The organism is Afifella marina DSM 2698 (genome assembly GCF_900102695.1).
Classification (GTDB): Bacteria; Pseudomonadota; Alphaproteobacteria; order Rhizobiales; family Afifellaceae; genus Afifella; species Afifella marina.
In genome coordinates, this window is record NZ_FMVW01000001.1 from 42,964 (window position 1) to 56,471 (window position 13,508).

The 13,508-nt window shown below is 64.1% G+C and carries 13 protein-coding genes, 1 tRNA gene and 1 riboswitch; of the genes, 4 read left to right on the plus strand and 10 right to left on the minus strand.

Annotated features, from left to right (window positions below; translation table 11 throughout):
* Window positions 1-74 precede the first annotated feature (74 nt).
* Together BLP76_RS00215 and BLP76_RS00220 are read right to left on the minus strand one after the other, a co-directional pair.
* A tRNA-Gly gene (locus tag BLP76_RS00215) sits at window positions 75-149 on the minus strand.
* A 101-nt stretch (window positions 150-250) separates the two neighbouring features.
* Window positions 251-1,861 (minus strand): lysine--tRNA ligase, encoded by a 1,611-nt coding sequence (locus BLP76_RS00220; RefSeq protein ID WP_092808897.1) that lies wholly within the window; start codon window positions 1,859-1,861, stop codon window positions 251-253.
* A 177-nt stretch (window positions 1,862-2,038) separates the two neighbouring features.
* On the opposite strand from BLP76_RS00220, the gene BLP76_RS00225 reads away from it, so the two are divergent.
* Together BLP76_RS00225 and BLP76_RS00230 are read left to right on the plus strand one after the other, a co-directional pair.
* Complete coding sequence (locus BLP76_RS00225) at window positions 2,039-2,452, plus strand: tellurite resistance TerB family protein (RefSeq protein ID WP_092808898.1); 414 nt, start codon at window positions 2,039-2,041, stop codon at window positions 2,450-2,452.
* A 35-nt stretch (window positions 2,453-2,487) separates the two neighbouring features.
* On the plus strand, window positions 2,488-3,297 hold the full coding sequence (locus BLP76_RS00230) for a sterol desaturase family protein (RefSeq protein ID WP_420867608.1): 810 nt from the start codon (window positions 2,488-2,490) through the stop codon (window positions 3,295-3,297).
* Between the two features lie 9 nt (window positions 3,298-3,306).
* Here BLP76_RS00230 and BLP76_RS00235 read toward each other — a convergent pair whose 3' ends face one another.
* Complete coding sequence (locus BLP76_RS00235) at window positions 3,307-4,128, minus strand: transporter substrate-binding domain-containing protein (RefSeq protein WP_170130549.1); 822 nt, start codon at window positions 4,126-4,128, stop codon at window positions 3,307-3,309.
* 104 nt (window positions 4,129-4,232) lie between these two features.
* Here BLP76_RS00235 and BLP76_RS00240 point away from each other — a divergent pair, with 104 nt between their 5' ends.
* The gene (locus tag BLP76_RS00240) at window positions 4,233-4,835 is read left to right on the plus strand and encodes a CDP-alcohol phosphatidyltransferase family protein (RefSeq protein ID WP_092808901.1); all 603 of its coding nucleotides are present in this window, start codon (window positions 4,233-4,235) and stop codon (window positions 4,833-4,835) included.
* 12 nt (window positions 4,836-4,847) lie between these two features.
* Here the strand turns inward: BLP76_RS00240 and BLP76_RS00245 are convergent, their stop codons facing one another.
* Entirely contained in the window at window positions 4,848-6,035 is a 1,188-nt protein-coding gene (locus BLP76_RS00245) for an O-succinylhomoserine sulfhydrylase (protein WP_092808902.1), read from the minus strand.
* A gap of 55 nt (window positions 6,036-6,090) precedes the next feature.
* A riboswitch (SAM riboswitch) is annotated at window positions 6,091-6,168 on the minus strand.
* Between the two features lie 159 nt (window positions 6,169-6,327).
* On the opposite strand from BLP76_RS00245, the gene BLP76_RS00250 reads away from it, so the two are divergent.
* Entirely contained in the window at window positions 6,328-7,419 is a 1,092-nt protein-coding gene (locus BLP76_RS00250; protein ID WP_092808903.1) for a 2'-deoxycytidine 5'-triphosphate deaminase, read from the plus strand.
* A gap of 28 nt (window positions 7,420-7,447) precedes the next feature.
* Here the strand turns inward: BLP76_RS00250 and BLP76_RS00255 are convergent, their stop codons facing one another.
* The 6 genes from BLP76_RS00255 to BLP76_RS00280 all read right to left on the minus strand — a co-directional run bounded on the left by BLP76_RS00255 (window position 7,448) and on the right by BLP76_RS00280 (window position 13,473).
* Window positions 7,448-8,182 carry a thermonuclease family protein gene (locus BLP76_RS00255; RefSeq protein ID WP_092808904.1) on the minus strand — a complete coding sequence of 245 codons (735 nt, stop codon included), beginning with the start codon at window positions 8,180-8,182 and terminating at the stop codon, window positions 7,448-7,450.
* Between the two features lie 15 nt (window positions 8,183-8,197).
* Complete coding sequence (locus tag BLP76_RS00260) at window positions 8,198-8,860, minus strand: S24 family peptidase (protein WP_092808905.1); 663 nt, start codon at window positions 8,858-8,860, stop codon at window positions 8,198-8,200.
* 140 nt (window positions 8,861-9,000) lie between these two features.
* Window positions 9,001-9,552: a thioesterase family protein gene (locus BLP76_RS00265; protein ID WP_092808906.1), complete on the minus strand. Its 552-nt coding sequence runs from the start codon at window positions 9,550-9,552 to the stop codon at window positions 9,001-9,003.
* A 17-nt stretch (window positions 9,553-9,569) separates the two neighbouring features.
* Window positions 9,570-11,774: a 3-hydroxyacyl-CoA dehydrogenase NAD-binding domain-containing protein gene (locus BLP76_RS00270; RefSeq protein WP_092808907.1), complete on the minus strand. Its 2,205-nt coding sequence runs from the start codon at window positions 11,772-11,774 to the stop codon at window positions 9,570-9,572.
* Between the two features lie 19 nt (window positions 11,775-11,793).
* Window positions 11,794-12,261, minus strand: coding sequence for a cupin domain-containing protein (locus tag BLP76_RS00275; protein WP_092808908.1), 468 nt, complete (start codon window positions 12,259-12,261; stop codon window positions 11,794-11,796).
* 3 nt (window positions 12,262-12,264) lie between these two features.
* Window positions 12,265-13,473, minus strand: coding sequence for an acetyl-CoA C-acetyltransferase (locus tag BLP76_RS00280; protein ID WP_092808911.1), 1,209 nt, complete (start codon window positions 13,471-13,473; stop codon window positions 12,265-12,267).
* Window positions 13,474-13,508: the final 35 nt, after the last annotated feature.

The following is a 13,508-nucleotide window of genomic DNA, read 5'->3' on the forward strand; positions in this document are numbered from 1 at the left end:
AACGCAAGCCCGCAAAGGAGCGGGCCTCAACAAGCCGTGAGGCGTCCGGAGATCTCGGGAAGCGAGAGGAGGATTGGAGCGGGCGATCGGGATCGAACCGACGACATTCAGCTTGGGAAGCTGACGTTCTACCACTGAACTACGCCCGCGGCCGGGTCGCAAATTGGCTGCGGGCGGCCCTCCCGTCAAGCAGGATCGGAAGGGCCGCTCAATTTTCTCGGGTGCGTTTCTCTGGCGAGCCGATCGGCGGTTACGCGGCGAGCTTGCCTTCGAGCGCCTTTGCGATCAGCGCCCGCGTCTCGCCGATGCCGTAAAGCGCCACGAAGGAGCCGAAGCGCGGCCCCTGATCCTGGCCGAGAAGCACCTGATAGAGCGCCTGGAACCAGTCGCGGAGATTGCCGAAGTCGTGCGCTTTGCCGACGGCATAGACCTCGTTCTGGATCTCCTCGCCGCTGGCATTGTCCGGCAGGGCCGAAAGGCGCTGGTCGAGATCGGCCAGAGCGGCCTTCTCGGTGTCCGTCGGCGCGCGGAAGCTCTTCGTCGGTTTGACGAAATCGTTGTAGTAGCGGATCGCGTAGCCGACGAGCTCATTGAGCGCCGGATGGCTTTCCGCACTCGCCCCCGGCGCATAGCGGGAGATGAAGCCCCAGAGAACCCGGGCGTCTTCGGAATTCGACGCCGAGACGAGGTTGAGGAGCATGGCGAAGGAGACCGGCATCTCCACTTCGGGCGGCTGACCCGAATGGATGTGCCAGACCGGATTAACGATCTTCTGCTCCGGCGCCTGCGCCTCATAGGCGGCAAGGTGCGAGAAATACTCATCGACCGCCCGCGGGATGACGTCGAAATAAAGCCGCTTCGCCGAGCGCGGCTTCTGGAACATGTAGAGCGCCAGGCTCTCCGGCGAGGCATAGGCGAGCCATTCGTCGATGGTGAGCCCGTTGCCGCGCGACTTTGAGATTTTTTCGCCGTTCTCGTCGAGGAAGAGCTCGTAATTGAAGCCCTCCGGCGGGTTGCCGCCGAGAGCCCGGCAGATCTGCGAGGAGAGGCGGACGGAATCGATGAGATCCTTGCCAGCCATTTCGTAATCGACGCCAAGTGCCGTCCAGCGCAGCGCCCAATCGGCCTTCCACTGGCACTTCACCTGTCCGCCTGTGACGCCGACCGTCACTTCCTCTTTCGTCTGCGGATCGAGATAGGTGATGGTGCCGGCTTCAGGATCGCGCGCGATCGTCGGCACCTGCAGGACGATGCCGGTCCGCGGGCAGATCGGCAGAAAGGGCGAATAGGTGGCGCGCCGTTCCTCACCCAGCGTCGGCAGAATGATCGCCCGCACTTTCTCATAGACGGAGAGCATCTTGAGGAGCGTCTCGTCGAAGCGGCCGCTCTTGTAGTAATCCGTCGCCGAGGCGAATTCGTAGTCGAAGCCGAACTTGTCGAGAAAGGCGCGAAGCCGCGCATTGTTCGCCCGTCCGAAGCTGTCGTACTCGTTGGAGAACGGGTCGGGCACCTCCGTCAGCGGCTTGCCGAGATGCGCCTCCATCATCTCCCGGTTAGGCACGTTCTCCGGCACCTTCCGGAGCCCGTCCATGTCGTCGGAAAAGCAGAGGAGGCGGGTCGGCACGCTGTCCTTGGTCAGGATGCGGAAGGCGTGGCGCACCATCGTCGTGCGCGCCACCTCGCCGAAGGTGCCGATATGCGGCAGGCCGGAAGGGCCATAGCCCGTTTCAAACAGGATCTCGCGCTTTTCTCCGCCACGTTTCTCCAGCCGGTCGATCAGCTTGCGCGCTTCCTCGAAAGGCCAGGCCTTCGAGACTTGTGCGGCGGCGAGCCATTCTTCGGGCAGAGCTTGGGCAGACATTTTTCATCCTGGTGGTTGCGCGATCGGGGCCGAGGCCGGGTCGTCAAGAGCCGGTGCCGCAATCTGGGAGCGCAGCTCTAGCGCAAGGAAAGCGTTGCGTCGAGGCGCAGGCCAGCTTGCGCTGGAGCCTCCGCGAACATAGCTACCCGACAATGTCAGCCGGCCAAGGAGCCCAGAATGCCGCAAACGGTTTCCACCCAGGATGCCCTCGTCTACGCCATGGTCACGGTTTCGGCCGTGGACGGCCATATGGCCGATCCCGAACTCATGACGATCGGCAATCTGACGCGCGTTCTGCCGGTCTTTTCAGGCTTCGATAGCGACCGCCTGCCGGATGTGTCTCGCACCGCTGCCGAAATCCTCGCCGGTTCGGACGGGCTAGAAAACATGCTGTCGCTGCTTGAAGACGCGGTGCCTGAGAAGCTCTACGACACGCTTTACGCCATGGTGGTCGAAGTGGCGGTCGCCGATCTCGACCTGCCGCAGGAGGAGTTGCGCTTTCTCAGCCTGCTGCGCGACCGGCTCGCGATCGACAAATTGACGGCGGCGGCCCTGGAGCGTTCGGCGACGGCCCGTTACCGTCGCGTTTAAGGCCGCGCAAGGCAGCCGCGGCAATCTGAAGAGGTGTGATGAGTTTCGGATTTCTCTTTTCCGAAGCCGGCATTCGGCTTCTCGCCTTCTTCGGTATTTTCGGCGCGATGGCGGGGTTTGAACTCGCCTATCCGCGCCGCGAAGCACATCCGCTTAAGGGTCGGCGCTGGGTGACGAACCTTGCGGTCCTCCTCGTCGATGTCGCGGTGCTGCGGGTGATCTTTCCGATGGCGGCGGTGGGCGCTGCCATTTTTGCCGAAGCGCAGGGCTTTGGCCTCTTCCGCATCCTCGGCCTCGATCCGCTTCTCGCGGGCCTGGTTGCGTTCATTCTGCTCGACTTCACCGTCTGGGCGGAGCATGTCGCCTTTCACAAGATCCCGATCCTGTGGCGCGTTCACCGCGTGCACCACGCCGATGTCGACGTCGACGTGACGACGGCGCTGCGCTTTCATCCGATCGAGATCCTCGTCTCCATGTGCCTGAAGGCGGCCTTCGTCGTCCTCATTGGTGCGCCGGTCCTGTCGGTTCTTCTCTTCGAGATCGTTTTGAACGGCGCGGCGATGTTCAATCATTCGAATGTCCGTCTGCCCGATCGCGTCGACCGGATGCTGCGCGTCCTCATCGTGACGCCGGACATGCACCGGATCCACCATTCCGTGGAGCGGCGCGAGACCGACAGCAATTACGGCTTCAACTTTTCCGTCTGGGACCGGCTCTTCCGCGTCTACACGCAAGAGCCCGAAGCGGGGCAGGTGAGCATGCGTCTCGGCCTCAAGCCGCACCAGGACGGCGCGCCGGCCCGTTTCCTCTGGTCGCTTCTCTATCCCTTCCGGCGTGGGGCCTGAGGCAACGGCTCAGAACAGGCCGACGGGGAAATAGCGCAGATAAAGCTCGGCATAAGTGCCGTTGCGATAGGTCTCGCGCAGCGCGTAATCGAGCGCGCTCTTGAGCTCGTGCTCTTGCGGCCGCACGGCGATCTGCAGCCCGTCGCCGAAATACGCATCGCTGAGATAGGGCCCGCCGGCGAAGCGGCAGCAATCCTTCGATTCCGCGCCATGCAGCCAGAAGGCGAGGCTGAGCGCGTCTCCAAAGACGGCGGTGAGACGCTTCTCCTGCAAGGATTGCAATGCTGCGGCCGGGTTCTGGTAGCAGGCGACCTGCGCCTTCGGGAAATAATCCCCCAAAAAGGCCTGATGCGCGCTGTGGCAGACGACGCCGACGAAGCCGTCGATATCGCCGTCGGGCTCAAAATCGGTTTCTTTCAGGGTGACGAAACGCGCCGGAATCTTGAGGTAGGGGCGCGTGGCGAGAAGCGGGTCATCGCCTTCCGGATTGGGCGAGAGCCCCGCCATGATGGCGTCGCCTTCCTTGTCGCGAAGCGCCGTCTCCAGCGTCTCATAAGGGCGCGACTGCACCGCGCATTGGACCTCGAGCGCCGCGCACATCGCCCGGATCAGATCGATGTCGAAGCCGACGAGATCGCCGCGCCGGTCGCGAAACGAAAATGGTGCGAAATCGTCCGTCACCAGAAAGCGGATCGCACCGACCGCATCCATATTGGGGCGCTCGATGCGCGAGCGCGGATCCCAGAAATTGGGGATCACCGGCTCCTCGGCCTTTGCCGCTCCGGCGGCGGCGACGAAAAGGATCGCGAGAAAGAGGAAAAGTCTCGGCAAGATGGCGCGCCAATCACGAGGTCGTTTGTATTCGTTCATAGTGTCTTGCTGAGAGGACCGCTAGAGGAGCGGGGTGAGCGAACGAGATAGCGGGGAGGCGGGAAATGCTCGACGGGCTTATCCGGAAACGGATCGAACCGGGATTGAACTCTCTCGGGCGTGCGCTAGCCGGCCGCGGCATTACCGCCGATCAGGTGACGTTGGCCGGCTTCGGTCTTGCCCTGCTCTCCGCCGGTGCAATCGTCGTCGAGGCCTATGGGCTGGCCTTCGTGCTCATCCTCCTTGGACGTCTCGCCGACGGGCTCGACGGCGCAGTGGCGCGTGCAACGAGGTTAAGCGATCGCGGCGGCTTTCTCGACATCACCCTCGATTTTGCCTTTTACGGCCTCGTCCCCGCCGCCTTCGCGCTTGCCGATCCTTCAGCCAATGCGCTTGCGGCCGCGATCCTACTTCTCGCCTTCTACGTCAACGGCGCGAGCTTTCTCGCCTTCGCTGTGATGGCGGAAAAGAAGAAAATCACGACGGACCAGCGTGGCGTGAAGTCGCTTTATTTCACGACCGGGCTCATGGAAGGCGCGGAGACGGTGATCTTCTTCCTCGCCTTCTGCCTGTTTCCCGCGGCTTTTCCGCCTCTCGCCTACCTCTTCGCAGCGCTTTGCGCCGTGACCACGACCTCGCGCATTCTGCTCGGCTGGCGCACCTTCTGAGCCGAGCTCCGTTCAGAGAGCCGCGTCGAGCGCCTGGGCCACGTCTTCGGCGAGGTCTTCGGGATCTTCGAGCCCGACGGAAAAGCGCAGCATGCCCTCGGTGATGCCGAGCTCGCGCCGCACGTCTTCGGCAACGTTCTGATGCGTCGTCGTCGCCGGATGCGTGATGAGGCTCTTGGCGTCGCCGAGATTGTTGGAGAGGCTGACGATCTGCAGTGCGTTGGCGAGCCGGAAGGCCGCGTCCTTGCCGCCCTTCATATCGATGGCGATCATCGTGCCGCCGCCGCTCATCTGCCGACGGGCGAGTTCGGCCTGCGGATGGTCCGGATGGCCGGGATAGAGAACGCGGGCGACGGCTGCATGCGCGCCGATGATCTCGGCGAGCTTTGCCGCAGTTTCCGCCTGGCGCCGCACACGCAGTTCCAGCGTTTCGAGCGATTTCAGAAGCACCCAGGCGTTGAACGGGCTGAGCGCCGGGCCGGTATGCTTGACGAAGGGCAGGAGCTTCTCCTCCACCCATTCGGCATTGGACAGAACCACGCCGCCGAGGCAGCGGCCTTGCCCGTCGATATGCTTGGTGGCGGAATAGACGACGGTATGAGCGCCGAGTTCGAGCGGCTTCTGGAAGACCGGCGTCGCGAAGACGTTGTCGACGACGAGGCGTGCGCCGACGCTGCGGCCGATTTCCGCGACGGCCGCGATATCGACGAGCTCCATCGTCGGATTGGCCGGGCTTTCGAGGAAGAGCGTCTTGGTCTTCGGAGTGACTGCGGCCCGCCATTCATCGAGGTTGGACCCGTCGACGAGCGTGGAGGTGACGCCGAAACGCGGCAGCAGCTGCGACACGATGTAAAGACAGGAGCCGAAGAGCGCCCGCGAGGCGACGACATGGTCGCCGGCTTCGATGTCGGCGAGAAGTGCCGCCGTCACCGCGGCCATGCCGGAGGCGGTCGCCTTCGCCGCTTCCGCGCCCTCCAGAAGCGCCATGCGCTCCTCGAACATCGCAACCGTCGGGTTCGCATAGCGCGAATAGACGTAACCCGGATCGTCGCCGTTGAAGCGCGCCTCGGCGGCTTCCGCGCTCGGATAGACGAAACCCTGCGTGAGGAAGATGGCCTCAGAGGTTTCGGAGAATTGCGATCTTGTGGTGCCGCCATGCACGAGCTGGGTGGCGGGGCGAAGAGACTTTTTATCGGTCACGGCGCATTCCTGCCTTCAAACAAACGAAAACCCGGCCGGGCCGCCGCCAGACCGGGTCGAATGCGCCCCGACCTTTTAGCGAGTTGTTTTACGTGGCTGCAAGCCGGCCGGCCAAATCACCACGAAGTACTCGGGGCGATTACTCTTCGACTTGGTCGGCGTCAATGCTGCACTCGAGGAAAGACCGTGAGGCGGGAATGCGTCATGCGGCAGCAAGAGGCGCAGCCGTTGCGGAGAGGGGGCGGGAAACTGCCGACTTGGCGTCGCCCCTGGCTTCGGCTAACCGGGGGGCATGAACGCAAAAGAAAACAGCGACGGCATTTTGCCGGACAGCGCGATCGAGGCGATGATTGTAGCCGGCGAGATCGATCTCGCCACGCCTCCCGATGCGCGCCAGGTACAGCCGGCGAGCCTTGATCTCCGCCTCGGCGAGACGGCCTACCGTGTGCGCGCCAGCTTCCTGCCTGGACGCGATTGCGCGGTGGAGAAAAAACTCGACCGCTTCAAGCTGCATGCTTTCGACATCACCGGCGGTGCCGTCCTCGAAACCGGCTGTGTTTATATTGTGCCGCTGTTGGAATCCCTGGCGTTGCCGCAAGCGGTTGCTGCGAGCGCCAATCCGAAAAGCTCGACCGGCCGCCTCGACGTCTTCACGCGGGTGATCGCCGACAATGGCGATGCATTCGACCAGATCCCGGCGGGCTACCGCGGACCGCTTTATCTGGAGATCTCGCCGCGCACCTTCCCGGTTCTCGTCCGCACCGGCTCGCGGCTCGCTCAGATCCGCTTCCGCCGCGGTCATGCGCGCCTTGGTGACGATGAGCTTGGCGAGCTGCAGGACAAGTCGTTTCTGTCGAGCGATCCGCGCTTTTTCGAAGGTCTCGTTCTGTCCGTCGATCTTGCCGGCGGCGATGACGGCCTCATCGGCTATCGCGGCAAGCGCCACACCGGCGTCATCGATGTCGACCGTCCGGGCACCTATGACGTCGCTGAGTTCTGGGAGCCTCTGCGGCCGAGCGACAAGGCGGGCCTCATCCTCGATCCCGATCAGTTCTATATCCTGGCCTCGCGCGAAGCCGTGCATGTGCCCGCGGAGACGGCGGCGGAGATGGTGCCTTTCGATCCGCTCGTCGGCGAGTTTCGTGTGCATTATGCGGGCTTTTTCGATCCGGGCTTCGGCGACGATACGGCGGGTGGCCGTGGCAGCCGGGCGGTGCTCGAGGTTCGGAGCCGGGAAGTGCCGTTCATCCTGGAGCACGGGCAGACGGTCGGCCGCCTCGTCTATGAGCGCATGGCGGCGCTGCCCAAGGCGCTTTATGGCGCGGGGCTCGGCTCCAATTACCAGGGCCAGGCGCTCAAGCTCTCCAAGCATTTTCGCGTCTGAGTTCGGCCCCGGTCCCGCATGCGCCGCGTCAAAGAGGTGCGGGCGGGGGGAGGTCGCTGGAGAATGGCGCGTTCTCCTCCGCGTCGGGCGTGAAGCCTAGCCTTTGTGTGCTCCACTGGCCACGCTTGTAGCGTTTCGCTGCCTCTTCCGCATCCTGGTAGCGAGAAGAGGCGGCTTTCGCCCAGCCTTGGCTCACCAGCCATTCGCCGAGATCGGCATCTCCGAGACGGCATGAGGTCGTCTCCGGCAGCGCCTCCGCGCCCGCCGGGATCGTGCAGTCGATGGCGCGTGCCCGGACGAGCCGCCGCAGCGCCGAGCGTCCCATCATGCCGCAGGGCCAGGCCGGCTCGCCGCAGCGCGCATCGGGCGCCAGCGGTTCTATCCCCGCGAGCCGGACGCTGTGCTTGCCGCTTTCGATCTTGCCGAGGCCGATGACGACCGGGCGGAAGAGACGCTCGGTTCTTTCCGTCGGCGCCGCCTCCTGCTCCTCTTGCTCTTGCGGTTCGTCTTCTCGGGCGCGTTCAGGCTTAGGCGGCTCCACGCGCAAGAGCGGTCCGCGCACCTTTGGGCCAAGCGTCATGCCGCGCGGGGTGACGTCGCGCGTCGCCGGCTCGACCTCTTGCGGGCGCGCCTGCGGTGTTGCTGCTTGCGGTGTGGCCGGGGTTGCTCTGCCGCTGTCGTCGGGGGCAGGCGAGGGAAGCGCAAAAAGGCCAAAAACGAGCCCGATGACGAGAAGGAGGCTGACGAGGGTCAGGGCGCGCATCTGGGGCGGCCGGATTTATTGGCTCGCCCAGATGATGCGTGCGATCCACTCGATCTCGGTAAGCGGCAGCACGCGGTCGGGATGTTCCGGATTGAGCGAATGCAATTCGACCGCGTCCGTCGTCTGCCGCTGCAGGGTCTTGGCCATCACCTCGCCCTCCGTCGTCTTCACAACGACCCGGTCCCCCGGCCGCAATGGCGAGGTCGGGGAGACGATGATGACATCGCCGTTACGGTAGAGCGGCAGCATGGAATCACCGCTGACTTCGAGCGCATAAGAGCCTTCGCGGTCGGCTACCGGCAGGTCGATCTCGTCCCATCCCTGGCCGACGGGAAAACCGCCATCATCGAAGAAGCCGCCCGCACCGGCTTGTGCGAGGCCGAGAAGCGGCACCTGCGCCGGGGCCGGCAGGCGCGTATCGGCCGCCCGGCCGCCATAACGCGTGCGCGTCTCTACGAGGCCGACGAATTCCTCAAGCGAGGCGCCGGTCGCCGTCAGAATTTTGGCAATGGATTCGGTCGAGGGCCAGCGAGGCCGGCCATCGGCGCTGCATCTCTTGGATCGGTTGAAGGCGGTCGGGTCGAGGCCGGCCTTGCGCGCGAGCCCGGACACGGTGAGGCCGTGGCGGCTGGCGAGCGCATCAATGGCGCCCCAAACAGTGGCGTGTGTCCAGACCATGATCGTGGGGCGCTCCCGCCCTGCGCGTGATTAAGGAATATAGTCCTGAATGGAGTGCAAGCACAACCGCCCAGGGTCTCGGGGCGGTTGTTTTTCTTCGGCAGCTTAGGAGATTTCGGGCGGCCGTCTCGGTCGCCTCTTCAGCCTGCCTTGACGCGCTCCCGCAGGGTGCGCTGCGCGGCCAGGAAGGCGGCGACGTTCTCGTCGGGCTCCGGTGGCTCGGCGGTGACGCCCAGGATTTGAAACATTTCCTCCGGGGGCACGAAGCGTTTGCCCTTGCGATCATAGACGCCGCCCCAGGTCAGAGCCTGGGCGGCGACCTGTCCCTCGCCCGTTTCACCGAGCACAAAACGATGTTCGCCGATAACGCTCGTTCCCTCCCAGGTGACGATGCGCGACGTGAGCTGAAAGCGCTGCCACATGCGGATCTCGCGTCGGAAGACGATGTTGACGCCGCCGAGCATCGGTGCCCAGCCGCGTTTCATTGCTTCATCCCAGAGACCGAAGCGGCGAAAGAGGTCGAAGCGCCCGATATCGGCCAGCATCAGATAGCGACCGTTGGTGATGTGCAGGTTGGTGTCGCAATCCCAAGGCCAGGTGAGGAACGATAGCTCCGATTGGCCGAACGGAACGGGAAGAGGGGCTTTCGATCCCGAAAGCCCCAATTTCAGCAGTCTGCCCCAGACATACATCAGAAATTACACCGGCCTCAGGCCGCCTTTTCGCTCGTGTCCGCCGTGCCGAAGCGCCCGTAAAACGTCTCGCCTTTTTCGGCCATCTCTTTCAGGAGCGCATTCGGTTTGAAGCGCGGACCGTATGTCGCGGCGAGCCTCTCCGCTTTCGCAACGAACTCCTGAAGACCCATGAAGTCGATATAAGAGAGCGTTCCGCCGGTGAAGGGTGCAAAGCCGAAGCCGAGGATCGAGCCGAGATCGGCCTCGCGCGGATCCTCGATCACACCTTCTTCGACGGTGCGTGCCGCTTCCAGCGCTTGGGTCACCAGAAGGCGGTCCTTCAATTCGGCGAAATCGAAGTCGTCTGCCGATTTCGGCGTCACGATCTCGGAAAGCCCCGACCACAGGTGTTTTTCCTTGCCGGCGTAATCATAGAAGCCCTTGCCGTTCTTGCGGCCGAAGCGTTCGCGGCTTTCCACCATCTCCGACAAGAGGCGCTTCTGCTCGGCCGAGACGGCGCCTTCGCCGAGATCGGCCTCCGTCGCCTTGACGATCTTCCAGGCGAGATCGACGCCGACCTCGTCGGTGAGCGACAAAGGTCCGACGGGCATGCCGGCCATCTTGCCCGCATTTTCCACCATCGCCGGCGGCACGCCCTCCAGAAGCATGAGATGGCCTTCGAGGAGATAAGCGGTGACGCAGCGATTGGCGTAGAAACCGCGTGAATCGTTGACCACGATTGGCGTCTTGCGGATCGCCCGCACATAATCGAGGGCGACGGCGAGTGCCTTGTCCTCGGTCTTCTCGCCGAGGATCACCTCGACGAGCTGCATCTTGTCGACAGGGGAGAAGAAGTGGATGCCGACGAAGTCCGCCTCCGAGCGCCAGTTTTTGGCAAGCGAGGTGATCGGCAGCGTTGAGGTGTTGGAAGCGAAGATCGCGCCCTCCGGCAGATGTGCCTTCACCTTCTCCGTCACCTCGGCCTTGACCTTGCGGTCTTCAAAGACGGCCTCAATGACGAGATCGGCCTCGGCGAGTGCTCCGTAATCTGGCGTCGCCACGATGCGTTCAAGAATGCCGACGGCGGCCTCTTCGCTCATGCGCCCGCGTGCCACTTCCTTTTCGAGAAGACCGGCGCAATGCAGCTTGCCCTTCTCCGCCGTCTCCTGGTCGCGGTCGATGAGGACGACGCCCATGCCGGCGCGCGCCGTGACATAGGCGATGCCGGCCCCCATGAAACCGGCGCCGAGCACGCCGACGCGCTTCAGGTCGCTTGCCGGAACGCCGGCCGGGCGCCGGGCACCCTTGTTGAGCGCCTGCAACGAGACGAAGAGCGAGCGCATCATCGCCTGCGCTTCCTTGGTCTGCAGCGTCTTGGCGAAGTAGCGGCTTTCCACCTGAAGCGCGAGGTCCATCGGCAGCTGCACGCCCTCGAAGACGGCCTGCATGATCGCCCGCGCACCGGGGTAGTTGTTCTGTGTCTCTTTGCGGTAGAGGCCGTTCGCGGCAGGCCAGAATTGGAAGCCGCCCGGCGTCCAGACTGCGGTTGCTCCGCGCGGCTTGTAACCTTCCTGATCCCAAGGTTTGACGGGTGATACGCCCGCACTCAGCATGGCCTTGGCAGCCTCGACGAGCTCGCTTTCAGGGGCGACCTTTTCGACGAGGCCCATCGATTTGGCGGCCTCGGCCTTGAGCGTGTTGCCGCGCAAGAGGAATTGCAGGCCGGCAACGGCATCGGCCATGCGCATCACGCGCTGCGTGCCGCCGGCGCCCGGAAAGATGCCGATCTTGACTTCCGGTAGCCCGATCTTGGCGTTTTCGGCAACGACGCGACCATGGCAGGCGAGTGCCAGCTCCGTTCCGCCGCCCATGCAGGTGCCGGCAACGGCTGCGATGAAGGGCTTGCCGCAGGTCTCGATCCGCCGGTAGAGGCGCGACATGCGCGAGGCGCGCTCAAGCAGCTCGGCCGTCGCCGCCTGCGGGTTCTCCGCCTTCTTGGCTTCGAACGCGCCGAGCAGGTCGGAGAGCATGTTGATGTCGGCGCCGCCGGTGAAATCCTTCTTCGCCGAGGTGATGACGACGCCCTTTACGGCGTCTTCGGCCACCGCCCATTCCACGATTGCAGAAAGCTCTTCCATCACCGTTTCGGTGAAGACATTCATGGAGCGGTTCGGCATGTCCCAGGTGACGAGCGCAATTCCGTCGCCACCCGTTTCGCAGGTGAAATTCTCGTAGGTCATTGGTTGTTTCTCCCCAGGCTCAGCCGCGCTCGTAAGGCGTGCCGTCCTTATGCGTGTAGCCGGGTGCGCCCTCGCCGGTGACGGAGCGCAAATCGATGTCGGGATAGGTCACTGTGTCGGCCCCGGAGCGTGTTCCGACCTCCAGGACGAGCGCATCTCTGTCGCTGCGGTTGATGAGCTGATGGCCGTTCGCGACACCCGCCTTGAAAGTGGCGGCGTCTCCCGCCTTCAGGATCGCCTCGCCGCCATCTTCAACAAGCACCACTTCGCCTTCGACGATGAAGACGAATTCATCTTCCGTCTCGTGCCAGTGGCGCTGAGACGAGGCGGCGCCGGGCTGCAGACGGCAGAGATTGACGCCGAACTGGTCGAGACCGCCGGCATTGCCGAGGCGCTTGCGGAAGCGCCCCGCCACCAGCGCGTCGTAGGGTGCTGGATAGCCGGTGGAGTTCACCTCGGGGATCTGATCGATGTCGATTTTCGGCATGGCTCAGACCCGTTCGATGATCGTCGCCGTGCCCATACCGGCCCCGATGCACAAGGTGACGAGGGCGGTGTTGAGATCGCGTCGCTCCAGTTCGTCGAGCACCGTCCCGAGGATCATCGCACCCGTCGCGCCGAGCGGGTGGCCCATGGCGATCGCCCCGCCATTCACGTTGACCGTTGCCGGATCGAGATCGAAGGCCTGCATGTAGCGCAGCACGACGGAGGCGAAGGCCTCGTTGATCTCGACGAGATCGATATCGGAAAACGTCATGCCGGAGCGCTTCAGGAGCTTCTCCGTCACGTCGACCGGTCCGGTCAGCATCAAAGCGGGTTCCGAACCGATATTGGCGAAGGCGCGGATTTTTGCGCGCGGTTTGAGACCAGCGGCCTTACCGCCCTGTTCATTGCCAATAAGGACAGCGGCTGCGCCATCGACGATGCCGGAGGAATTGCCGGCGTGGTGGACGTGGCGGAGCTTCTCGACTTCCGGATGGGCCTGGATGGCGACCGCGTCGAAGCCGCCCATTTCGCCGACGCCCGCGAAGGACGGCTTGAGGGAACCGAGAGACTGCATGTCGGTTTCGGGCCTTGGATGCTCGTCGCGTTCGAGCAGCGGCAGACCGTTCGGATCTTTCACCGGCGCGATCGAGTGCTTGAAGCGGCCCTCTTCCCAGGCGGCATGGGCGCGCTTCTGGCTTTCCACCGCATAGGCATCGCAATCGTCGCGGGTGAAGCCGTACTTGGTGGCAATGAGGTCGGCGGAAACGCCCTGCGGCATGAAATAGGCGGGAACGGCGACGTGCGGATCGACGGCCCAGGCGCCGCCAGAGGCGCCGAGCCCGACCCGCGACATCGATTCCACGCCGCCGGCGACGGCGAGATCATGGTGACTGGTGATGACCTGGCCGGCGGCCATGTTGATGGCATCGAGGCCCGAGGCACAGAAGCGGTTGATCTGCATGCCTGGAACCGACTGGTGGTAATCGGCGGCGAAGACGGCCGCGCGGCCGATATTGCCGCCCGCTTCGCCGACCGGATCGACGCAGCCGAGGATCACATCGTCGACGAGGCTCGTGTCGAGACCATTGCGTTCGCGCACGGCCTCAAGTGCGGTTGCCGCAAGGCGCACCGTCGGCACGGTGTGCAGCGCTCCGTCCTTCTTGCCGCGGCCGCGCGGCGTGCGCACATGGTCAAAGATATAGGCTTCAGACATGTTCTCTCCTGCCCTGCGATCCGCGGTGAGGGCTC

Coding starts and splice junctions, on each gene's coding strand:
- BLP76_RS00265 (WP_092808906.1), bottom strand. CDS start 9,552: ATGTATGTCTGGGGCAGACTGCTGAAATTGGGGCTTTCGGGATCGAAA.
- BLP76_RS00260 (WP_092808905.1), bottom strand. CDS start 8,860: ATGGTCTGGACACACGCCACTGTTTGGGGCGCCATTGATGCGCTCGCC.
- BLP76_RS00225 (WP_092808898.1), top strand. CDS start 2,039: ATGCCGCAAACGGTTTCCACCCAGGATGCCCTCGTCTACGCCATGGTC.
- BLP76_RS00275 (WP_092808908.1), bottom strand. CDS start 12,261: ATGCCGAAAATCGACATCGATCAGATCCCCGAGGTGAACTCCACCGGC.
- BLP76_RS00250 (WP_092808903.1), top strand. CDS start 6,328: ATGAACGCAAAAGAAAACAGCGACGGCATTTTGCCGGACAGCGCGATC.
- BLP76_RS00270 (WP_092808907.1), bottom strand. CDS start 11,774: ATGACCTACGAGAATTTCACCTGCGAAACGGGTGGCGACGGAATTGCG.
- BLP76_RS00255 (WP_092808904.1), bottom strand. CDS start 8,182: ATGCGCGCCCTGACCCTCGTCAGCCTCCTTCTCGTCATCGGGCTCGTT.
- BLP76_RS00220 (WP_092808897.1), bottom strand. CDS start 1,861: ATGTCTGCCCAAGCTCTGCCCGAAGAATGGCTCGCCGCCGCACAAGTC.
- BLP76_RS00280 (WP_092808911.1), bottom strand. CDS start 13,473: ATGTCTGAAGCCTATATCTTTGACCATGTGCGCACGCCGCGCGGCCGC.
- BLP76_RS00240 (WP_092808901.1), top strand. CDS start 4,233: ATGCTCGACGGGCTTATCCGGAAACGGATCGAACCGGGATTGAACTCT.